At 60.1% G+C, this 22,356-nt stretch carries 18 protein-coding genes; 8 read left to right on the forward strand and 10 right to left on the reverse strand.

The genetic code is table 11. The features are described from left to right. Positions 1-2 precede the first annotated feature (2 nt). Both KUF55_RS06695 and KUF55_RS06700 read left to right on the forward strand, forming a co-directional pair. On the forward strand, positions 3-3,017 hold the full coding sequence (locus KUF55_RS06695; RefSeq protein ID WP_370630963.1) for a bifunctional [glutamine synthetase] adenylyltransferase/[glutamine synthetase]-adenylyl-L-tyrosine phosphorylase: 3,015 nt from the start codon (positions 3-5) through the stop codon (positions 3,015-3,017). Between the two features lie 72 nt (positions 3,018-3,089). After that, positions 3,090-3,419, forward strand: coding sequence for a cupin (locus KUF55_RS06700; protein ID WP_132364861.1), 330 nt, complete (start codon positions 3,090-3,092; stop codon positions 3,417-3,419). 203 nt (positions 3,420-3,622) lie between these two features. Here the strand turns inward: KUF55_RS06700 and glnA are convergent, their stop codons facing one another. Beyond that, positions 3,623-5,047, reverse strand: coding sequence for a type I glutamate--ammonia ligase (gene glnA, locus KUF55_RS06705; protein ID WP_132364863.1), 1,425 nt, complete (start codon positions 5,045-5,047; stop codon positions 3,623-3,625). A gap of 438 nt (positions 5,048-5,485) precedes the next feature. On the opposite strand from glnA, the gene KUF55_RS19010 reads away from it, so the two are divergent. Next, positions 5,486-5,761, forward strand: coding sequence for an RDD family protein (locus KUF55_RS19010; RefSeq protein ID WP_370630964.1), 276 nt, complete (start codon positions 5,486-5,488; stop codon positions 5,759-5,761). A 105-nt stretch (positions 5,762-5,866) separates the two neighbouring features. Here KUF55_RS19010 and KUF55_RS06715 read toward each other — a convergent pair whose 3' ends face one another. The 3 genes from KUF55_RS06715 to lipB are packed head-to-tail and all read right to left on the reverse strand — an operon-like array spanning position 5,867 to position 8,332. After that, the gene (locus tag KUF55_RS06715; RefSeq protein ID WP_132364865.1) at positions 5,867-6,622 is read right to left on the reverse strand and encodes a DUF4191 domain-containing protein; all 756 of its coding nucleotides are present in this window, start codon (positions 6,620-6,622) and stop codon (positions 5,867-5,869) included. 31 nt (positions 6,623-6,653) lie between these two features. Then, a complete protein-coding gene (gene lipA, locus KUF55_RS06720; protein WP_132364867.1) occupies positions 6,654-7,655 on the reverse strand; it encodes a lipoyl synthase in 1,002 nt (333 codons plus the stop codon). Then, positions 7,652-8,332 carry a lipoyl(octanoyl) transferase LipB gene (gene lipB, locus KUF55_RS06725; protein WP_132364869.1) on the reverse strand — a complete coding sequence of 227 codons (681 nt, stop codon included), beginning with the start codon at positions 8,330-8,332 and terminating at the stop codon, positions 7,652-7,654. The genes lipA and lipB overlap by 4 nt, the downstream gene beginning before the upstream one ends. Positions 8,333-8,435: 103 nt before the next feature. On the opposite strand from lipB, the gene KUF55_RS06730 reads away from it, so the two are divergent. Continuing rightward, positions 8,436-10,079, forward strand: a complete 1,644-nt coding sequence (locus KUF55_RS06730) for a protein kinase (protein ID WP_218818376.1) — start codon at positions 8,436-8,438, stop codon at positions 10,077-10,079. A gap of 63 nt (positions 10,080-10,142) precedes the next feature. Here the strand turns inward: KUF55_RS06730 and KUF55_RS06735 are convergent, their stop codons facing one another. From KUF55_RS06735 to KUF55_RS06755, 5 genes are all read right to left on the reverse strand, one after another. After that, complete coding sequence (locus KUF55_RS06735) at positions 10,143-10,580, reverse strand: OsmC family peroxiredoxin (RefSeq protein WP_132364873.1); 438 nt, start codon at positions 10,578-10,580, stop codon at positions 10,143-10,145. 182 nt (positions 10,581-10,762) lie between these two features. After that, positions 10,763-11,113 carry a hypothetical protein gene (locus KUF55_RS06740; protein ID WP_218818377.1) on the reverse strand — a complete coding sequence of 117 codons (351 nt, stop codon included), beginning with the start codon at positions 11,111-11,113 and terminating at the stop codon, positions 10,763-10,765. A gap of 127 nt (positions 11,114-11,240) precedes the next feature. Next, a complete protein-coding gene (sucB, locus tag KUF55_RS06745; RefSeq protein WP_218818378.1) occupies positions 11,241-12,926 on the reverse strand; it encodes a 2-oxoglutarate dehydrogenase, E2 component, dihydrolipoamide succinyltransferase in 1,686 nt (561 codons plus the stop codon). 147 nt (positions 12,927-13,073) lie between these two features. Beyond that, positions 13,074-14,453, reverse strand: a complete 1,380-nt coding sequence (lpdA, locus tag KUF55_RS06750; protein ID WP_132364879.1) for a dihydrolipoyl dehydrogenase — start codon at positions 14,451-14,453, stop codon at positions 13,074-13,076. A 291-nt stretch (positions 14,454-14,744) separates the two neighbouring features. Further along, positions 14,745-16,259 carry a leucyl aminopeptidase gene (locus tag KUF55_RS06755; protein ID WP_218818379.1) on the reverse strand — a complete coding sequence of 505 codons (1,515 nt, stop codon included), beginning with the start codon at positions 16,257-16,259 and terminating at the stop codon, positions 14,745-14,747. 410 nt (positions 16,260-16,669) lie between these two features. Here KUF55_RS06755 and KUF55_RS06760 point away from each other — a divergent pair, with 410 nt between their 5' ends. From KUF55_RS06760 to KUF55_RS06775, 4 genes are all read left to right on the forward strand, one after another. After that, on the forward strand, positions 16,670-17,602 hold the full coding sequence (locus tag KUF55_RS06760) for a proteasome assembly chaperone family protein (RefSeq protein ID WP_132364883.1): 933 nt from the start codon (positions 16,670-16,672) through the stop codon (positions 17,600-17,602). Positions 17,603-17,605: 3 nt separating this feature from the next. Then, positions 17,606-18,928 carry a nitrate/nitrite transporter gene (locus KUF55_RS06765; protein ID WP_132364884.1) on the forward strand — a complete coding sequence of 441 codons (1,323 nt, stop codon included), beginning with the start codon at positions 17,606-17,608 and terminating at the stop codon, positions 18,926-18,928. A 140-nt stretch (positions 18,929-19,068) separates the two neighbouring features. Then, entirely contained in the window at positions 19,069-20,226 is a 1,158-nt protein-coding gene (locus tag KUF55_RS06770) for a DUF4192 domain-containing protein (RefSeq protein ID WP_218818380.1), read from the forward strand. A 298-nt stretch (positions 20,227-20,524) separates the two neighbouring features. Then, on the forward strand, positions 20,525-21,751 hold the full coding sequence (locus KUF55_RS06775) for an RNA polymerase sigma factor (protein ID WP_132364886.1): 1,227 nt from the start codon (positions 20,525-20,527) through the stop codon (positions 21,749-21,751). Positions 21,752-21,964: 213 nt separating this feature from the next. On the opposite strand, the gene KUF55_RS06780 is transcribed toward KUF55_RS06775, so the two are convergent. Further along, positions 21,965-22,189, reverse strand: coding sequence for a hypothetical protein (locus tag KUF55_RS06780; RefSeq protein WP_132364887.1), 225 nt, complete (start codon positions 22,187-22,189; stop codon positions 21,965-21,967). Positions 22,190-22,356: the final 167 nt, after the last annotated feature.

Genomic DNA, 22,356 nt, shown 5'->3' on the forward strand with positions numbered 1-22,356 from the left:
TGATGCCCACGAGGCAGCTGATTGCGGCAGGTTTCGACGACCTCGAGCGCGCCAAGCGCTTCCTGGCCGATAAGGAACTGATCGGCCTCGATTTGGGTGTTCTGGTGGGCCACCTCTCCCACGCCGCGGACCCGGATCAGGCCCTGCTGTCCCTGCTAAGGGTCATTGAGCACGCACCGGACGCACTGAAGCTTGTGAAGGATCCGAGCCTCGCCCCGGGATTCATGCGCTTGTTGGGTGCCTCCGACGCCTTGGCGGGATTCTTGATCCGCGAACCTTCCGCACTGCAGGTCTTGGCGGCACCGGCGCCACAGGTGATGCGCGGACGCAGCGCCATGGAATTGCGGGCCGAGTTATTGCGCGCCGTCGGCGCCGATCCGTCCGCTGGGATGCCCCCGGTGGCCACGGTCAGGGGCGAAGATGGTTATCGAATGTTGCGGGTGGCTTACCGCCGCGCGGTGCTCAGCCTGGCCCACCGTGACCTCGGGGCCGCCGACGCACTGGAGGCCATGCCCGCTGTAGGGCGCGAACTGGCCGACCTTGCTGCGGCCGCCATCGATGGTGCGCTGGCGATCAGCCGCGCCGAGGCCGCCGAACGCTTTGACCCCGCAGATATCGCCGATCTTCGACTGGCGGTCATCGGCATGGGTAAGTGTGGCGCCCAGGAACTGAACTACGTCTCGGATGTCGACGTCATTTATGTGCATTCCAGTGATCAACTGGAGGACGAGCTGGCCCACACCATCGCCACGGAACTGGCGGTGGGCATCTCCCGGGCCATCGACAGCTCGGGTATCGAACCTGGTCTGTGGGAGGTAGACGCCAACCTGCGTCCCGAAGGCAAAGATGGTGCCCTCAGCCGTACTCTCGAGTCGCATGCGGCATATTACGCACGCTGGGCCGCGTCTTGGGAATTCCAGGCACTGCTGAAGGCTCGTGCCATTGCCGGTGACGCACTTCTGGGTGCAGCTTACGAAGCCATGGTCGCGCCGCTGATCTGGTCTTCCTCGGAACGCGACGGGTTTGTTGATTCGGTCCAGCGCATGCGCCGCAGAGTGACGGCAAACATCAAGCCCACCGAGGTGGCGTTCCAGCTGAAGCTGGGTCCCGGTGGACTGCGGGATGTTGAATTCACCGTTCAACTGCTCCAGCTGGTCCACGGTCGCGTGGATGAAACCTTGCGCGTACGCTCAACCACCAAGGCCATCGAGGCACTGAGCATGGCCGGATACATTGGCCGCGACGATGCGCAAAAATTTGATAGTTCCTACCGCTTCCTGCGTGTCCTAGAGCACCGCATCCAGCTGGTGAACCTGCGTCGGACGCACCTGATGCCGCACAAGGAGGCCGGCCAACGAGTTTTGGCTCGGGCCGTGCGATCGAGTGTGGGAGGCAAAATATCGACCGCTGCGGGTCTGCTCCAGCGCTGGAGCGAGACCAAACGGCTGGTACGCCAGTTGCACGAACGAATCTTCTACCGCCCCCTGCTGAGCAACTCCGCAAACTTGTCGGCCGACGAGGTCCGGCTTTCCCCGGAAGCGGCGCAATCACGCTTGCGCGCCCTCGGTTATGCCGATCCGAAGGCAGCAATGCGCCATATCGAGGCACTGACCGGCGGAGTGCGCCGACGTGCAGCCCTGCAACGGCAGCTGCTTCCGGTGTTGCTGGGGTGGATTGCCGAAGGGGTCAACCCGGACGCCGGCTTGCTAGGGTTCAGGCGCCTGAGCGAATCATTGGGGGAGTCGCACTGGTACCTGGGGATGCTGCGCGACTCCAATGCTGCAGCCGAGCGGCTGTGCCGCATCCTGTCTAATTCCCGTTTCATTACCGATCTGTTGGAGGTCTCGCCCGAGTCCACCGCGTGGTTGGGCGACAACAAACAGTTGGTCCCGCTGAGCTCCGAGGCCTTGTGGGCGGAAATCTCCGCAAAACTGAAGCGCAATCCCGCCGCCGAGCAGGCCATGCGGCTGATTCGACTGGTGCGCCGACGTGAAATTTTGCGCATCGCGTTGGCCGACGGTGCAGAAGCGATCGATCAGGACACGGTGGGCCGTGCCCTGGCCGAAAATGACCGGGCCGCGGTGCGCGGTGCCTTGGAAGTTGCCCAGCGCACCGAATTTGCCAAGACCCCGCAGCTCGGTGAATTCCTGGTGGTGGCCATGGGGCGCCAGGGTGGAAAGGAAATAGGCTACTGTTCGGACGCCGACGTCATGTTCGTCCAGCGCCCCTTCAAGGATTCGTCGCCGGAAGATGCCCAAGCGCAGGCGCTGCGCATTGCCACAGCAGTGGGTTCCTTGTTGGGCAAGGCCATGGTGCCGGCGATCGCTGCAGAACCGCGGCTAGAAATTGATGCTGCGCTGCGCCCCGAGGGCAAGAGCGGTCCGCTGGTGCGCTCCATCGAATCCTATGAGGAGTATTACCGCCGGTGGTCCCAGATCTGGGAGCAGCAGGCGCTGCTGCGTGCTGCCCCCATGGCAGGGTCCGAAGCGCTGGCGGAAGACTTTATGGCGATGGTCCAGCCCCTGCGTTATGAGCAGGTCATGGGCGAGGATCAGGTACGCGAGATCCGCCGGATCAAGGCCCGAGTGGAGGCCGAAAGGTTGCCCCGCGGTGCCGAACCGGAGCGTCACCTGAAATTGGGCCGTGGCTCGCTCAGCGATGTGGAATGGCTGGTCCAGCTCATTCAGCTGCAGCACGCCAAGGAACACCCCGACTTACGCACCACCTCTACGCGTCCGGCGCTTAAAGCCATCGGCGCGGCGGGACTCATTCCCGAAGACGACCTAGAGACGCTGGATACTGCATGGTCATTGGCCACTAGGATCCGCAGTGCCGGGTTGATCTGCACCGGTCGGGTCAGCGATGTGCTGCCGACCTCTTGGCCCGATATGGAGGCTGTGGCGCGTTGGTGTGGTTATGCTCCCGGGGAGGCCTCGGTGATGGAAGACGACTATCTCAAGGCCACGCGCCGGGCCAGAAACGTTTTTGAGCGCTACTTCTACGGCTTCGAGGATTAAGCGCCTAGGCTGAGGTCACCGACGCGGTGATCCGCCCCGCGCCATCATCTTTGAAAGGACGGGGAGAAGGCCATGCATCTTTCCAGCGCAGAACTCGATGACTTATTGACCACGGAGGCCCAGAAGGCCAAGGCCTCACACAATGGCCGCAGCGCGGTCGCTGTGCTCAAGGACGGCCATCTGCGCCACACGCTCATTACCTTGCTTGAGGGCTCCCGGCTCAACGAGCACGCCAAACCGCTGGCCGCGACGCTGCAGGTGTTGCGCGGCACAATCGTGGTTAATTGGGCCGGTGAATCACGCGTCATTGAACATGGGGGACTGTTTGTGTTGCCCGATGCCCTGCATGATGTTGTGGCCAACGAGGACAGTGCCTTCCTACTGACCACCGTGGTCGGCTGAGGCCTTGCGCGCTCATCCGACCACGAGGTGAGGACCAAGTGAAGATGTTGGCGACGTACAGCAAGATAAATGGCTGTGGCTGAACAGATTTTTGACCGGCCAAAGCGAACACAAAAAAGTCCGTGTGGAGAACGTCGGCTTCATTTGAAGCGACTCATCCACACGGACTTTTTAGTAGTTACCGAGGATTCTCGGCGTGCTGCTTAGCAGCCGTAGTACAGCTCAAACTCGTACGGGTTCGGGCGCAGCGACAGCGGCTTGATTTCAACTTCACGCTTGTATTCGATCCAGGTGCGGATCAGGTCCTCGGTGAAGACGTCGCCCTCGAGCAGGAAGTCGAAGTCGTTTTCCAGTGCCTCGAGTGCCTCGTCGAGGGAACCCGGAGCCTTCTGGATATCCTTGGCTTCTTCGGCCGGGAGCTCGTAGAGGTCCTTATCGATCGGGTCTGCCGGCTCGATGCGGTTCTTGATGCCGTCAAGGCCAGCCATCAGCTGGGCTGCGAAGGCCAGGTACGGGTTCGAAGCGGCATCCGGTGCGCGGAACTCGATGCGCTTGGCCTTCGGGTTCGAGCCGGTGATCGGGATACGGATACCAGCGGAGCGGTTGCCCTGTGAGTACACCATGTTGACCGGTGCTTCGTAACCCTTGACCAGACGACGGTAGGAGTTCACGGTCGGGTTGGTGAAGGCAAGAACTGCCGAAGCGTGCTTCAGCAGGCCACCAATGTACCAGCGAGCGGTGTCGGACAGGCCGGCGTAGCCCTTCTCGTCATAGAACAACGGGATGCCATTGGCCCACAGCGACTGGTGGCAGTGCATGCCCGAGCCGTTGTCACCGAAGATCGGCTTCGGCATGAAGGTAGCTGACTTGCCCCAGGCGTCGGCAACGTTCTTGACGATGTACTTGAACTTCAAGATGTCATCGGCCGAGTGCGTCAGCGTGTTGAACTTGTAGTTGATTTCAGCCTGACCGGCAGCGCCAACCTCGTGGTGGCTGCGCTCGACCTCAAGGCCTGCTGCTTCGAGTTCGAGGCAGATGGCGTCGCGCAGGTCGGCCTGCTTGTCGGTCGGGGAGACCGGGAAGTAACCGCCCTTGAAGGGGGTCGTGTAACCCTGGTTGCCGCCCTCGATCTTCTTGCCGCTGTTCCACGGTGCCTCGATGGAGTCAACCTTGTAGAACGAGCCCTGGGGCTTCGATTCGTACTGAACGTTATCGAAGATGAAGAATTCGGCTTCGGGGGCGAAGAATGCGGTGTCAGCGATACCGGTCGAGGACAGGTAGGACTCTGCGCGCTCGGCCACACCACGCGGATCGCGGTGGTACGGCTCGCCGGTGCGCGGGTTCACGATGGAGAAGATGAAGGCAAGAGTCTTCTCAAGACGGAACGGGTCGAGGTAACCGGAAGTCACATCGGGGATGAGCTGCATGTCAGAGTCGGCGATGCCAGCGAAGCCGGCGATCGAGGAACCATCAAAGAGCTGGCCGTTGAGGAAGAAATCTGCATCAACCGTGCGGGCCGGAACGTTGAAGTGCTGCTGGACGCCGGGGAGGTCGGTGAATCGGATGTCAACAAACTTGACATCTTCTTCGGCAATATATGCGATGACTTCTTCTGGGCTCTTGAACATTGTCAGGGACTCCTGTGTGGGATTTCTACATTGACGGCTTGGGTGCCGTCACTGGGAAACGTCCTACGACGTTTCTTCCTGTGTTATCAACACTAGCCTTAAGCGATTACTCTCCTGTGTCTCGATTGTTTCCGTTACGTTACATAGGCAGCAAATAGAGGCCTTGTATTGTGGCGTGAATCACTTAGGTGTAGTGGGGTCACTCAACCAAGACGAAGCGAATATAAATAGGGGGAGCCGGGAATCTCTCGCCCGGTTCTTGCCCGGTAGGCTGGGGATGTGGAAAGAAAAGATTTTGGCTCGTGGCTCGAGGGCCCGCCGCAGTTAAGTGATCAGGAATGGCCCGGCAAGAGATTGGGGCGCCCGGAAAGGGGCCCCGGTTCTGTTGCGCGCATCGGTCGGCGTGTCGGCGCTCTATTGGTGGACTGGGGGATCGCGATGCTGATTTCCATGTTCTTCTTTAAATCTGATCCCGCGGCGAACTTGGTGATCTTCGCCGCGACGCAAATGCTCTTTGTTGGTGTTACCGGGCATTCAATCGGCCACCGCATCTTCGGGATGCAGGTCCAGGGGCTTGATGGAAGTGCTGTGCGGCCGCTGACCGGAATCATTCGCACCGCGTTATTGTGCCTGGTGATTCCGGTCTTCTTCACCGACTCGGATCAGCGTGGATTCCATGATCGGATCCGCAAGACGATTCTGGTTCGCATCTGATTCTTCCTCGCGGTGCGTGGAGATGAACTTAAACAAGTAATGCGGGTGTTCGAACCAATGGTTCGGACACCCGCATTACTTGTTGGTGGCTGTTGCTGTTAAGCGTTAGCGCATTTGCTTACGGTTGGGGCGAGCCCGGTTCGGGTCAATGCCCTTGGGGATCGGCAGCTTTGCGCTACCCAGGGTGCTCAAGCGCTTGTCAACGGCGCTGATCTCCAACTTGGTGATGGACTTCGGTAGCTTCTTCATCGCCTTGCCGACCTCGGCCAACTTGGTTTGACCCTCGTCGTTGCCGGAGTGGATCACGTGGATGGGCACGTTGGGAAGAACGCGGCCCATGCGCCTGCGCTCGGCATCAACCAGCGAGCGAACGCGGGCGGTTGGTCCCTCGGTCACCAATACGACGCCGGCTCGGCCGATGCCCATGAACACCAGATCCTTGGATCGAGGGTTCACCGCCACTGGCTCTTCCTTCAGGATCCAGCCACGGCGCAAAACGCTCATGGCCGCTCCCGCGGCTCCGGGGCGACCCTCGAGCTGGGTGAACGCAGCCTTTTCGGCACGTCGCGAAAGAATCATTGTCGCTGCGAGCAGCGCCACGGGAATCGCGATCAATACGGTCGTGACCCAGTTGTTGATGATCAGGCCGATGACCAGACCTACAACAAGGACACCAAGGGCAGCCAGAAGCATCAGCCAGACGACCATAGGGTCATTCTTGCGAGTCATCTGGAAGACCTGGCCCAGCTGTTTCAGCCGGCCCGGTTCCTTGTTGGCCTTTTCGGCCTTGGGCTTGCGCGAGAACAGTCCGCGCTTAGGACTTGCAGCCTCAGACGAGGCGTTATCGGTGTTTTTGGCCATAGTGGTTCAATTCTACGTGATCGCGGAACGCCTAGGCGCCGACCAGCGAAGAAGCCTCCTGGCGAGTGTCGCCGGAGCTGGCGATGTGGGCCAGCGCCTCCGGGATGACGTTGCCCTTTTTGCGCATTGCTGCTGCCCAGAGTCGTCCCGCACGGTAGGAGGAACGAACCAAGGGACCACTCATGACGCCCAAAATGCCCAATTCTTCGGCTTCCTGCTGCAATTCCACGAATTCCTGTGGCTTAACCCAGCGTTCAACCGGGTGGTGACGCTCGGTGGGACGCAGGTATTGCGTGATGGTGAGCAGGTCGCAACCCGCCTCCACGAGATCCTGGATGGCCTCGGTAATTTCCTCACGCGTCTCGCCCATGCCCAAGATCAGGTTCGACTTGGTGATCATGCCATTGGCTCGACCCTGGGAGATGACATCAAGCGAGCGTTCGTAACGGAAGGCCGGGCGGATCGACTTGAACAGGCGCGGCACGGTTTCGAGGTTGTGTGCGTAGACCTCGGGGGCGGAAGCACAAATCTCGTCGAGGTACTCGGGCTTGCCGGAGAAGTCAGGAATCAAGAGTTCCACACCGGTGCCGGGGTTCAGTTGGTGAATGCGGCGGACCGTCTCGGCATAAAGCCAGGTGCCCTCGTCGGGGAGATCATCGCGGGCAACACCCGTGACGGTGGCATAACGCAGTCCCATTTTCTTCACGCTCATGGCGACCTTAAACGGTTCCGCGCGATCCAAAGCTGCCGGTTTGCCGGTGTCGATCTGGCAGAAGTCACAGCGACGGGTACATTCCGAACCGCCGATGAGAAATGTTGCTTCTTTGTCTTCCCAGCATTCGAAGATGTTCGGGCAGCCTGCTTCTTCGCAGACGGTGTTCAAGCCTTCGGACTTGACGAGCTTCTTCAAGTTAACGTATTCGGGGCCGATATTGATCTTGGCCTTGATCCATTCGGGCTTCCGCTCGACGGGAGTCTCGGTATTTCGCTGCTCAATACGCAGCAGGCGGCGACCTTCGGGTGCGGCACTCATGAACGGGCTCCTTCGGGGGTTGTAGCAGTCAGCGCGACGATCGGACTCAATAGCGCTTCAAGTTCTTTTTCAACGCGGTCTAGGACATCGGCCGGATTGACGGTAAGACCGGTTTCCTGGCTGATGCTCGTGGTTCCGGCGTCGGTGATGCCGCAGGCAATGATCTGGGCGTAGGGCGCGAGATCATTGGAGCAGTTAAGAGCGAAGCCATGCATTGTTACACCGTGGTCAACGCGGATACCGATGGCAGCCAGTTTCCGGTCTTGGGCACCGTCGGTTCCTGCCACCCATACGCCGCTGCGGCCCTTGATGCGGGTTGCGGGGATTCCGTAGTCGACGGCCACCTTGATGAGGGCTTCTTCGAGTGTTTCAACGTACTCCCGAATACCCTTCATATCTCGTAACCGAACGATGGGGTAGCCGACCAATTGCCCGGGGCCGTGCCAGGTGAGCTTCCCGCCGCGATCCACGTCGATCACGGGGGTGCCGTCCGTTGGCAAATCTTCGGGTTCGGTTCGTCGACCCGCGGTGTAAACCGAAGCGTGCTCCAGCAATAGCACCACGGGACCAGACTGCCCGTCGGTTACCTCACCGTGTATTTGGCGTTGCATGTCCCATGCGACGCGGTAATCAACCAGCTCGGGGGCATGGCCGATTCTCTCGAATTTGATGGTCATGGGAACCACAGTACGCGGTTTGCCACTTGCCCTCGAATCGTCTACACACTGTTTCTTGTGGATAACTTAAGCGCCACGAAACCATGAGGCGTAGAACGGATTTATGGAATCCTACGACAAGCCTCCGGCTTTCCCCAGCATGGTTGGCTACCGCACGCTACGGCACCTTGATGATGGAGCTCATGGCCTCGTTTTTGTCGTCGAAGAAGAAGCGACACATGTAGAGCTGGCCATTAAAATCCTGCGCGGAGTGGCCAGTGAAATGGCGGGGGAGATCGATTGGAGCCCACTGGAACATGAGTTCTTGGTTGATGTTCTGGGAACCATCGAGACAAGCCTAGGCCCGGGCATGCTGATGGAATATTGCCCCGCCGGGTCCGCCGCAAACGTCGTTTCGGTGCGTGGTCCATTAAGCGTGGGGGAGACCATCACGGTCATGGCACCGATTGCCGAGGCTCTGGATTTCTTGCATGCCAGGGGGCTGACCCATGGTGATCTGAGCCCCCGTAATATTTTGTTTACGGCCGAGGGTAAACCGAAGTTGGGGGACTACGGAATGCATCGGAGTCTGGGCCAGGCTCCGGGCGACTTTGCGACAACCGGCTTCTGCGCACCGGAGAGTTCTCAGCAGAGCATCTCCGGAATTCTTGAACCCGCACGCGACATCTACGCCTTGGCTGCGTGCACGTGGTACCTGCTGACGGGAAGACCGCCGAGCACCACGGTTAATAGAACGCCTTTGGGCGCGATGGTTCCTGAAGTGAACGACGAATTTGCGCGATTGTTGGAGCAGTGTCTGGATATCGATCCGGAGAATCGGCCGACAGCCGCACAATTTGGACAACGCATCTTTGTTGCCGGGGAACCTCTAGCGGTTGAACTCAGTTCGGCTGTGGAACCCGAAGCGCTGAAGCACATGACGACCACGCGCCAAGTTCCCGCAGGAACTGGCTTTCTGGGCTGGCATCGCCGCCAAGGTCATCGGTCTGTCGCGGACAAGGAACTGCTCAAGCAGCGCACAGCGCAGATCAAGGCCCAACAGCGCCGCGTGCCTCGTCGGCTCCGAGCCGTGATCGGCAAAACGGTCATTTTGCCCGAGCAAGATGTGCTAGATCAACAATCCGCGGAAGCTCCGTGGACCACAATGCATAAGGTTCACGGGTTGAGGCACGGGAACAGGCGCATTGTTCTTGGTGCTTTTGCTGGTCTGCTGGTGGTGATCATCGCCGGTTCGGGTGCATATGCTTTCAAACGCTCGAGCGACCAGCATGTTTTGGTGAATCCCACCGATCAGGTGGCAAGTCAAAGCGTCATCCATGATCCGTTAGCGGGAGCCACGCAGCAGCGAACGCCGGGAAACGTTCAGGAAATCATTCTTGCCGCCGCCGAACTGAGTTCGGGCCGGGACAAGGCGCTGATGAAGGGGGACTCCAAGCAATTGGAACGTTTGCATGTTGAAGGAGCTCCGGCGCTGGCCACGGACGGGGAGGTCATGGGCCGGATGAAAAAACTGGGGGTGCATCTTGAAGGTCTGCAGACCCGGCTCAGCGACGTGGTCGTGCTGCCCGCAAGCGCAGAAAACGAGGTGATATTGGATGCGACGAGCGTGCAAAGCAGTTACCGCTATTTGGATGCGAGCGGGGAGGTTATTGTCAGCGTGAAGCAGCCCGAAATGCAGCGCATACAAATGATATTGCGGCGCGTCAACGGGGTTTGGAGACTGTGGCAGGTATCCGCTGCACGGTAACGATCGTGGAGTGTGCGCCAGCGCGGGCACCTGCCGCAGCCGGCGCACACTACCGGATGAGACCTAGGTCAGGCTTGCATCGAGGGTGATCGAGGGGACGGCAGCGAGTGCGGCCGATACCGGGCAGCCCTCTTTTGCCGAGAGAGCGAGCTTCTGGAATTCCGCGTCCTCTAGACCGGGGATGGTGGCCTTGAGTGTCAGCCTGATGGCACTGATCTTGGCGCCATCGCTGGTATCAAAGTCCACCGCTGCGCTGGTTTCTAGTTTGTCGGCAACGTGGCCGGCCTGCTTGAGAATATTGCTCAGTGCCATGGAGAAGCACGATGCGTGGGCGGCTGCAATCAGTTCTTCCGGGCTGGTCTTACCCTCGGCGGCTTCGGTGCGGGCTCGCCAGGTTACCGGGAACGTGCCGATACCCGATGTCTCAAAGGTGGTTTCCCCCGAGCCGGACGCCAAATCTCCGGTCCAAACGGTACTTGCGCTTCTAGTGGTGACTGCCATGGTGACAACTCCTTGAATCTGCAATGGGACGAAGGCGAACGCCTCCACGGTAATCCTATGGCCCGGGGGAGTAGAACGACAGAACCGGGCTTAACAGCAATGGCGGTGTGTCGGCGGGAAACCCGCTGGCACACCGCCATTGCTCTGTAGGCATGAGACCTACCGATACTTCAAATACTTTATTAGACCCAGAGGGTCGCCACAGCGATGGCAATCAGGGCAGTGCCGCCGGTGCCATGGGCCAGACCGGTGGGTACCTCTTGGCCATTTTTGATCTTGCGGCGGCCCAGAAGTGCTGCCACGAAGACGCCGATGGCCAGCAAGAGTTTGACGGCGATCTTGGCGTGGTTCACCTCGCCGTCACCGGCTTCAGCGACGCCAACCAGCGCTAGGCCGGTGACCAGCTGGGCTATGGAACCGTAGAACTGCCAAATATTGACGGTGGGTGTCTTGAAGTTGGCCAGCCAGCCGCCAAAGATCGCAGCCGCACCCAATACGTGCAGGAAAACCAGGATTGGAGTCAAAAAAGTCATGATGTCAGCCTAATCGAAATTCGACGGGTTGTAGAATTCCAGCCCTCCATGGGGGAGAACAAATAGGCCGAGGGCGGTACATCCCCATATGGGGGTGTACCGCCCTCGGCCTATTAGTGACTCGAGCTTAGAGGCCGAGGTCGGCTTCGAAAGCGCCTTCTTCAAGGCGAGCCTTCAGCGTCTGCAGGAAGCGTCCTGCATCGGCGCCGTCAACCAAGCGGTGATCGTACGTCAGCGACAGGTACATCATGTGGCGGATGGCGATGGTGTCATCGCCGTCAACGCCGCTCACGACAACTGCGCGCTTGACGATTGCGCCGGTGCCCAAGATGGCAACCTGCGGCTGGTTGATGATCGGGGTGTCGAAGAGCGCGCCGACCGAACCAATGTTCGTGATCGAGAACGTTCCGCCGGACAGCTCGTCCGGTCCGATCTTGTTGTCGCGAGTACGCTTCGCCACGTCAGCGATCTTGCCGGCCAAGCCAGCGAGATTCAGGTCGCCAGCGTTGGAGATAACAGGAACCAGCAGGCCCTTGTCGGTGTCAACCGCAATCGCCAGGTGCTCGGCGTTGTGGTAGGTGATCTCCTGCTTGGCCTCGTCGTACTCGGCGTTCAGCTTCGGGTGCTGCTTCAATGCTTCGGCAACGGCCTTGGCAATGAACGGCAGGAAGGTCAACTTGGAGCCGTTGACGGCAGCAAACTGGTTCTTAGCCGAATTACGCAGGTTGGCGACGCGAGTCATGTCGACCTCGTGCACCTGGGTCAGCTGAGTGGAAACATCCAGCGACTCGCGCATGCGACGAGCGATGACCTGGCGGATACGCGGTGCCTTGGCAACGGTGCCACGCAGCGAAGATGCAACCACGGGTGCAGCAGCCTTGGCTGCCGGAGCTGCAGGTGCCGAAGCAACTGCTGCGGCCGGAGCAGCGGGAGCAGTTGCGTCAATGACGTCCTGCTTGCGGATGCGTCCGCCAACACCGGTGCCGGTGACGGTGGAGAGATCAACATTGTTCTGGTTTGCCAAGCGGCGAACCAACGGGGTTACGTAACCGTCGTTGCCAGCGGCAGGAGCGGCAGCGGCAGCCGGTGCGGCCGGAGCAGCAGCAGGAGCCGGAGCGGCAACTGGAGCCGGAGCGGCAACTGGTGCCGGAGCAGCAGCGGGAGCCGGAGCAGCAGCGGCGCCTGCGGCACCAACGATGGCCAGAACGGTACCAACCTCAACGGTCTCGTCTTCCGGAACGCGAATTTCCAGCAAGGTACCGGCAACCGGGGAAGGCACCTCGGTGTCGACCTTGTCGGTGGAAACCTCGAGCAGCGGTTCGTCAACGGCAACTTCGTCGCCAACGGCCTTGAGCCAGCGGGTGACGGTGCCTTCGGTGACGGATTCGCCCAAGGCCGGGAGAGTGATCTCGGCGCCCGACGCGGCGGCTGCGGGGGCAGCGGCCGGAGCCGGTGCTGCTGCGGGAGCTTCGGCCGGTGCTGCCGGAGCCTCTGCCGGTGCTGCCGGAGCCTCTGCCGGTGCTGCCGGCGCTTCTTCGGCCGGTGCGGCGGCCGCGGGTGCTGCGGCTGAGCCGGAACCATCACCGATGCGAACCAGTGCGGCTCCAACTTCGGCGGTCTCGTCCTCGGCCACGAGGATTTCCTCAATGACGCCGGCAACCGGCGAAGGGATTTCGGTGTCGACCTTGTCGGTCGAAACTTCCAGCAACGGCTCGTCGACCTCTACGCGGTCGCCAACCTGCTTGAGCCAGCGTGTAACGGTGCCTTCGGTGACGCTTTCACCCAGGGCGGGCAAGTTCACGGTTTCAGACATCTTGTTCCCGTTCTCCTATAACTAAAAAATTTGTGTGCAAGAGATGAGCGGTATCCCGCGCTTCTCTGTGGGAGGGCATTGCCTCCGAGCTTAGTGCACCGGGTACGCGTTCCGAGCTGGAACGCGTACCCGGTTAAGCGTTTGTGACTAACCGTGCAGTGGCTTGCCGGCCAGGGCCATAGCGGCCTCGCCGAGCGATTCGTTCTGCGTGGGGTGTGCGTGGATGAGCTGAGCAACATCCTCGGGGTAGGCTTCCCAGTTCACGATGAGCTGTGCTTCACCGATCTGCTCGCCGATACGTCCGCCGATGCCGTGAACGCCCACGATGGGACCGTTCTTGACGCGGACCATCTTGATCAGGCCGCTGGTGCCCAGGATCGAAGACTTGCCGTTGCCAGCCAGGTTGTACTCGGTGATCTCAATCTGGTCATCGCCGAACTTGGCCTTGGCGGCCGGCTCGGAGTAACCAACCGAAGCAATCTCCGGTTCGCAGAAGGTGACCTTCGGGATGTTGATGTCCTCAACAACCACCGGCTTCTGGCCGGCGATTTCCTCGGCAACAAAGATGCCGTGCTGGTAACCGCGGTGTGCCAGCTGGACGCCCGGGACGATGTCGCCGATCGCGTAGATGTTGCCCACGCCGGTGTGGCAGCGCTCATTGGTGAGCACGAATCCGCGGTCCATTGGGATGCCCTGAGCTTCGTAGCCCAGACCCGCGGTGACCGGTCCACGGCCAACGGCAACCAAAACGATGTCTGCTTCAAGGGTCTTGCCATTGGCCAGGGAAACCTTGACTCCGTTGTCGTCCTGTTCAACTTTTTCGAAGAAGACGCCGGTGTTGAACTTGATGCCACGCTTCTTGAAAGCGCGCTCCAAGTGCTTGATGATCGCCGGATCTTCGTTCGGGACCAGTGAGGGCAGGCCCTCAACGATGGTGACGTCTACGCCGAAGGACTTCCACACGGAAGCGAATTCAACGCCGATGACGCCGCCGCCGAGCACGATGGCGCTCTTGGGAAGGGTGTCCATGTTCAGTGCCTCGGTGCTCGTGAGCACACGACCGCCGATTTCCAGGCCGAAGGTCTTCGACTCGGAACCGGTAGCGAGGATGATGTTCTTGCCCTTGTATGGCACGCCGTCAACGTCGATGGTGTCCTTGGAAACCAGGCGGCCGTTACCTTCGATGACGGTGACCTTCTTCATCTTCAGCAGACCGGTCAGGCCCTTGTACTTGCCAGCGACAATATTGTCCTTGTAGCTACGCACGGCGCCGAGGTCGATCGACTCAAGGGTGGTGTTGATGCCGTACTTGGCACCTTCACGAGCATTTTCGGCCAATTCGGCCGAGTGCAGGTACGCCTTGGTAGGGATGCAACCCCAATGCAGGCAGGTGCCACCGAGCTTGGCCTTTTCAATCAGACCGACGGTGAAGCCCAGCTGCACGGCGCGCAATGCTGCCGAGTAGCCGGCAGAACCGCCGCCGAGAATGAGGATGTCGAATTCTTGCGTTGCTGCCGATTCGGCCACGTGAACGCTCCCTCGTAATGAGTTATGGCCGACGTCGTGGTCGACCAGGGGGTCTATTGGGTGTGTCTTTGCTGGCCCAATCCGGGTCGACAAACACGGTAAAGCAGTGATCTTTCACGTTCACCTTATCCCCCCAAATCGTACGGAGCCACATGTCGTGAGCCAGATTGCGGACTCCTGTGACCGGCCCCACAGCGGTGGCGGCCAAAGTGGCCGACACCGCCGCGATTCCGGCCATTTCTACTACGAGAAGTAGAAAAGGGGGATTGTGTGTGCGCTTGTTGGTCTTCCCTACTTGGCCGCGGACATTTCCTCGGCCAGCGCTACCAGGGTGCGCACCGAAGATCCGGTGCCATTCTTATGGGTGTATCCGAAGGGTGCCGACTCGTTAAATGCGGGACCGGCAATGTCCATATGGGCCCACGGAATCTTGACCCCATCGACCTCACCTACGAACTCATTCAAGAACACCGCTGCGGTCATCATGCCGCCCATGCGCTCACCGATGTTGGCCAGATCGGCAACCTGAGAATCGATGGTGGCGCGCAGTTCCTCGGGAAGCGGCATGGCCCATGCACCCTCGCCGGCACGGGTAGCGGCGGCAACCACGGCATCACGTAGTGTGTCATCGCCCATGATTCCGGCGGTGCGAAGGCCGAGAGCGACCATCTGGGCGCCGGTCAGGGTGGCGATATCAATCAACGCGTCGGGCTTTTCGAGGCTAGCTGCCGCCAGTCCATCACCCATGACCAAACGGCCCTCGGCGTCGGTGTTGAGTACCTCGACGGTCTTGCCACCGAACATGGTGATCACATCGCCCGGGCGGGTGGAGGCACCACCTGGCATGTTTTCCGCAAGGCAGAGCCATCCGGTGACCTTGATCGGCAGGCCAAGAGCGGCAATGGCGGTAACGGTCTGGAAGACTGTTGCTGCGCCGGCCATGTCCGACTTCATGGCGTGCATGCCGGCGGCCGGCTTGATGGAGATTCCGCCGGTGTCGAAGGTGATGCCCTTGCCGACCAACGCTAGGTGCTTGGTGGCCTTGGCGGGGGAGTACTCGACCTTGACCATGCGTGGCTTGCGTACCGAGCCTCCGCCGACGCCCATAAGGCCGCCGTAGCCATCCTTCTCAAGCTTCTTCTCGTCGATGATCGTGACCTTCAGGCCTGCGCCCTTGGTGGTGTCCTTAACTTCTTGGGCGAAGGACTCCGGGTACAAGACGTTGGGAGCGGTGTTGACCAGATCGCGCGTGGCGCGCACTGCGCGGCCCAAGATTGCTGCACGCTTCAGGGCGGCAGGCAGGTCCTTATCCGCGGAGGCCGCGGTGGCAATGATGGCCTCGCTCAGCGGCAGCTTGGTGGCAGGGGTGGAGCGGTGGTTGTTGAAGTGGTAAGCGCCGAAGGTAATGCCCTCTGCCACGGCTGCTGCCTGCGCGAGGGTGGCGGCGGGCAGGGCGAAGAGGATGGTGTTAACGCCAGTCAACTGGCGAGCGGCGGATCCGGCGGCTCGACGCAGCGCTTCGTCGCTCAACGTCGATTCCTCGAATGAGCCCAGACCAACGAGCACCAAGATGTCGGCCTTCATCTCCGCGTTGGCGGCGAAGCGCACCAATTCATCGGCTTTGCCGGTGACGCCCAGAGCCGTGAGCGAGTCCTGAAGGGTTTCGGTGACCTTAACGCTGAAAGGAGAAGCCACCAGCACCGGACCATCGGTGCCCTTAACAACACCGAGGACCAGCGCGCCGGCGCCAATTCGCTTGATGTCAGTGGAGACGGCTGTCAGCTTGAGATCGCTGGAGTTGATCACGAAACGAGTCCTGTTCTTTGAATTCTGTGCAAACGGGTCTTTTACCGATGCATCGAAATAATCTAAGCAGCGTCCGCGCGCCGGGGTTACCGGGACGCCAATGCTGATTGGCTAATATCAATCGTATCGTTGAGACGGATCCCACAACGCATTTGACAGGCAACCGGCCTAGAATTGGGTGTGGGCCGCGGGAAGAAAACAGCACACATGCTGGTTGACCCCTTATGTCGGCAACCGAACGACACCACGATTCGGTTCGCCCGGCCCGCAGCTACCACTGGTTACTCCCTTCACCGCGTCGCGTCTCAAGTCGCCACGCCCCCGGGAAGATCCGGAGATGATGGATCACCATCCACATCATCGGTGCGGGTGGCGAACTTCAACGACGCAACCTGAAAGGAGCAGCCGCAATGCTTGACCCTCAATCTCTGATTAGGTTCGAAGACTTTGACCTGGATGCTCTAGAACTCCAAGGCCTGAATCTGCTCGTTGGCCTCCGCGGCCATGCTGATGCGGGACATGCACTCGCCCAGGTACGGGCAGAACTGCTTGATTCCTTGAATCCGAAGCTCATTGCCTCCTTCGATATTGATCAACTTATTAACTATCGTGAGCGTCGCCCCCAGATTTCCTTCCTGGGTGACCACTACGCCGCCTACCAGGCGCCCCGCCTTGAGCTCTACCGGCTGACGGATGGGCTAGAACGCGACTTCCTATTCCTTACCGGACCGGAACCGGATCTGGCGTGGGAACGTGTCAGCGCAGCTATCATCGCGCTGGTTGAAGCCTTTAACATTCGGTTGACGGTTTCCTTCGACGCCGTGCCGATGCCAGTGCCCCACACCCGCCCGCTGGGAGTCACCGCTCACGGCAACCGCGAGGAATTGATCACCGGCATCTCCACCTGGACGCCTACCGCAGAACTGCCAGCCAGCCTGACGAGTCTGCTGGAAATCCGGCTCAACGAGGCGGGCAAGGACGCCGTGGGCTATTCCATCCACGTGCCGCACTATCTCGCCGAGGCCGAATACCCGCAGGTTGCCGTCGGCATCCTCGAATATGTGGGTGCGGCCCTGGAACTAGGTCTGCCCACGGATCGGCTTCGCGAGGCTGGCCGCAACCTCGAATCACAGATCGCCGATCAGGTGGCCGCAACGCCCGAGGTAGCGCGCATGGTGGAAAACTTCGAGCAGCGCTTTGACCAGCATGTCCCGGAGACCGAACGCCGATCATTGTTGGTCACCGCGAATGCAGAGCTCCCCGATGGAGACGAACTTGCCATGGCCGCGGAGGCATTCCTCTCCGGTTTCCCCGAAGCAGATGGCACTGCCACCAAGGATTAGATAGTGATTAAGGCCAAACACCTCGATTCGACCAGATCATGGATTGTGTGGATAGCGAGCATCATCGCTTACCTCATCGCCGTGACTCAACGCACCAGTTTCGGGGTGGCTGGCCTAGAGGCCACCGACCGCTTTGCCGCTTCCGCCTCCATCTTGGCGACCTTCTCCGTGGTGCAGCTGATTGTTTACGCCGGGCTGCAGATTCCCGTGGGCATCCTGGTGGACAAGTGGGGTCCGCGTGCCATGATCACCGGCGGTGCCGCGCTGATGATCATCGGTCAGCTGCTGTTGGCCATGGCTGATTCCGTTGGCGCTGGTTTGGTGGGCAGGTTCTTCGTGGGCGCCGGCGATGCGATGACCTTCGTCTCGGTAATTCGACTGCTTCCCATCTGGTTCTCCGGCTATCGCATCCCGATGCTGACGCAGGCCACCGGCATGGTCGGGCAATTGGGTCAGCTGCTATCGCTCATCCCGTTTGTGGCCCTTTTGCACCTGTGGGGTTGGAGCCCCGCGTTCCTGTCCCTCGCGGCACTCTCAGTCTTGGCCTTTATGCTGTCCCTGATATTGATCAGCAATGGTCCGCGCGGAGCGGTCGAGACAACTCTTCCGAACCCTAAGGCCAGAGTGCTGCTCTCCACGGCGTGGCGTGAACCCGGCACCCGATTGGGCTTCTGGACGCACTTCACCACCCAGTTCACCACCAACGTCTTCCTGCTCACGTGGGGCTATCCGTTTTTGGTGTCAGGGCAGGGGGTCAGTCCGGCCACCGCGTCGGCATTACTTTCCATCTTCGTGATCGTAGCCATTTGCGCGGGACCTATCCTGGGCTCGGCCGTGGCCCGTTACCCCGAGCGACGCTCATCCATAGCCTTCATGGTGATTGGCGCGCTGACGCTGTGCTGGCTGATCGTGATCCTCTGGCCGGGGCGCGCCCCCTTGTGGATGCTGATTCTGCTGATCATTTCTGTAGCACTCGGTGGTCCGGCATCCATGATTGCCTTCGATTTTGCCCGCACCTTCAATCCACCGCACATCATCGGAACGGCAACGGGCGTGGTGAACGTCGGCGGGTTCCTGGCGGCGCTTGTCACGGTGTACGTGATCGGTTGGCTCTTGGACCTCCAGCAAAAGGCAGCCGGACCCGGTGCCGAGCTTTACACCCTCGATACCTTCCGTTGGGCCATGTCCTTCCAATTCGTCATGGTTCTCGGCGGGGTGATCGGCATGGTGGTGACCCGCAACAAGGCCCGCCGGCAAATGGCCTTGCAAGGGCAGTACACGCCGCGAACATCTGGGCGTTTTGGTCGGCGTAACCGGATCCAGTAGCCCTCGGCGCGCCGCCGAAGGTGATCTCAGAGCACTTTTCCGCACTGAATCTTCGCCGTAGAGATCCGTATGTGCCGGGGTATCCACAAGTTTCCGTTCGGCCCCCGCACGCCGGTCCACGATGGAGCACCATGGGTTTCATGACTACGACACCCTCAGCTTCGAATTTTTCTCTGGCCAGTCCCGAAGAAGTCTTGGCCTACATTCCCCACGCCCTAGGGTTCTATCCACGCAACGCGGTGGTCCTGTTGATCATGCAGGGATCGGGGCTGGCGGCAACGCTTCGCATAGATCTCCCAAACGCGGAAAACGGAGACGCCCAAGCTGCCCACTGGATCACTCAGCTGGTGAAGTTGGTCCACAAAGTTCCGGACGCTTCAGCGGTATTCCTGGCCATCTATACGGGTCAAAAGTCTGGGACAAGTCACGAGTCGCTTCCCAAAGCTGACCTCGTTCAGGCACTCGCACCGGCGCTGGTTCGCTCTAAGATTCAGGTCCGCGACGCTTGGTACGTGGGAGCCCATCATTGGCATAGCTATTTCTGTCTCAGTGAGGATTGCTGCCCGTCCGAAGGATACGACCTCCCCGATTTGGCCCTGACCGAGACGCATCTGCGCATGGTGGTGGCCGGTTCGGCGCCCACCGAAGAGATCTGGGACGGACGTGGCGCGCCCGAGTGGCCCAACAAGTCAGCCATCCGCTCTCTCATCGAGATTCTGGCGGGGGAACTGCCCGGGACAGCTTCACGCGAATCGATGATTCGTGGATGGGCCCAATTACTTGATTCCGATCCGCTCGTGGCCGAACGCCGGTTTCGTGGCGATGAAACGCTGTGCGCTTCGCTGCTGGTCTCGCTTAACGACCGGATGGTCCGCGATATCCTTCCCTACCTGGCTGGCCGTGGGGCAGCCCGTGCCTACGCCGCCTTCAAGGAGGTATCACGAGCCACCGACTTCGGAAAAGCGTCGGAAGATTTCTCCGGTTTCCTGCTGGGTACGGCCTCCTGCACCCCCGAATGGGATCGCATTGACCGGTTGTGGTTCCTCTGCAGGGACCTCTTGGGTGTTGCCGAGGGGTCGGAGGAAACCGCGCTGCTGTGCCTGATGGGCTGGATCAATTGGTCAAAGGGCAAGGGCAGCTCCGCCCTACGGCTGTTTGTGACAGCGCTTGAATTGGATCCGGACTATCGACTCGCACAGCTCATGGAAAAGTTGTTAGAAACGGGGGAGATGCCGACGTGGGTGGCTGATCCGGCACGTGCTTGGCGGATGCGACTCGAGGGACGACTCACCGCCTGAGCCGCAGGGCTGCCCCTGTATAGCAGAAGAATCTTTTGGCCCGCACGGCACAATGAATCGCCAACGGGTTGAAACGTGAGAGACTATTAACCAACAGACCCGGTTGGGTTCGTGTTCCATGGCTATCATGCCAGCTCCGTCGAGCTACCTCGATGGGAACAAATGGCGGGAAAAAGGCGTTCCACTTAGTGGACCCGGATTCCCGACTCGCCTCCAGTAGGCGGGACGCGGACTTGACAGGGTCATAGTGGTGTTACCGGTAGGTGGCATCGCGGACGAACCGTGAGAAAGGTATTTCGTGTCTTCTGAGACGACCACCAATGGCCAGGCAGCTACGGCTGCCGCCGATCCGCAGGATGCCCCCGCGGTTAAGGCAGCTACCAAGACTGCTGCCGCGAAGGCCGCCCCCGCGAAGAAGCCTGCTGCAAAGCGGGCTCCTGCCAAGTCCCGTGCCAAGGCCGACGCGGAAGTTGAAACCGAAGAGGTTGAGACCGAAGCGGATGACGCCGATGAGACTCCCAAGACCCCTGCTGTTGATGACAACTCCAAGGGCTTCATTCTCACCGCCGACGAAGACGACGCCCCGCAGCAGCAGGTCATGGTTGCAGGTGCAACCGCTGACCCTGTTAAGGATTACCTTAAGCAAATCGGTAAGGTCGCACTGCTGAATGCTGAGCAGGAAGTCGACCTGGCTCTGCGCATCGAGGCCGGACTCTTCGCCCACGAAAAGCTTGTTGCCGATGACGGCAACAAGATGGACAAGCGCTTGCGCTGGGACTACGAGCAGATCGTTCACGACGGCAAGATCGCCAAGAACCACCTGCTGGAAGCAAACCTCCGCCTCGTGGTGTCGCTCGCAAAGCGCTACACCGGTCGCGGAATGCTCTTCCTTGACCTGATCCAGGAAGGAAACCTGGGCCTGATCCGTGCCGTCGAGAAGTTTGACTACACCAAGGGCTTCAAGTTCTCCACCTACGCAACCTGGTGGATTCGCCAGGCCATCACCCGCGCCATGGCCGACCAAGCCCGCACCATCCGTATTCCGGTGCACATGGTTGAGGTCATCAACAAGCTTGCACGTGTACAGCGTCAGATGCTTCAGGACCTGGGTCGCGAACCCACCCCTGAGGAGCTGGCCAAGGAACTCGACATGACACCCGAGAAGGTTGTCGAGGTTCAGAAGTACGGTCGCGAGCCGATTTCCTTGCACACCCCGCTCGGTGAAGATGGCGACTCGGAATTCGGTGACCTCATCGAGGACTCCGAAGCCGTTGTCCCCGCCGATGCGGTCTCCTTCACCCTGTTGCAGGAACAGCTGCACTCGGTTCTGGATACGCTCTCCGAACGTGAAGCCGGCGTTGTCGCCATGCGCTTTGGCCTGACCGATGGTCAGCCCAAGACCTTGGACGAAATTGGCAAGGTCTACGGCGTGACGCGTGAACGCATCCGTCAGATCGAGTCAAAGACGATGTCCAAGCTTCGTCACCCGTCACGGTCACAGGTGCTGCGCGACTACCTCGACTAAATCGAAGTAAAAGCCACACCAAGGTGCCGGTGTTGTTCGTGCAGACGCGCGATCAACACCGGCACCTTGTGCTTAACACCAGAAAACGAGCCAGTGGAGCATCACTCGGGTCCTTTACAAATCCGTGGCAAGGCACCTTAACTGCAGCGGGACCCCGGCATGCTGCCAGGGTCCCGCAATAAAATCTATTCGGCTTGGAGCCGAACGATCAGCTTAATCCTCGTCGTCGTAAACTGGCTTCTCGTAGAGTCGCGAAGTTTCGTCTTGCCATTCGGTAGTCAGGGGGCGCAGTTTTTCTTCTACGGAACGAGCGTGGTGGCCGCAGAAGAAGAGCTCGCCGCCGGAGGTCCCCAATACTGCACGCACAAATGCTTGTGCACCGCACCGGTCGCAACGATCAAGAGCGTTCAGCTGCCGAGTTACTGTCGTCGTGGTCATGATGACCTCCTTCATTCGATGTGTAACTAATACAACCAGCTAAACCTCATTTTGTTTCTCGATTAATTGCTCTTTCGCTGACCGCGTAGCTCACAGAGGGGTGAGGTGGCGCTCAATGATCCCGGGCAAACGCGAAATGACGGGCCCAGAGACTATTGTTGTTAGCG

This window comes from Paeniglutamicibacter sp. Y32M11 (genome assembly GCF_019285735.1).
In the GTDB taxonomy this organism is placed as follows: Bacteria; Actinomycetota; Actinomycetes; order Actinomycetales; family Micrococcaceae; genus Paeniglutamicibacter.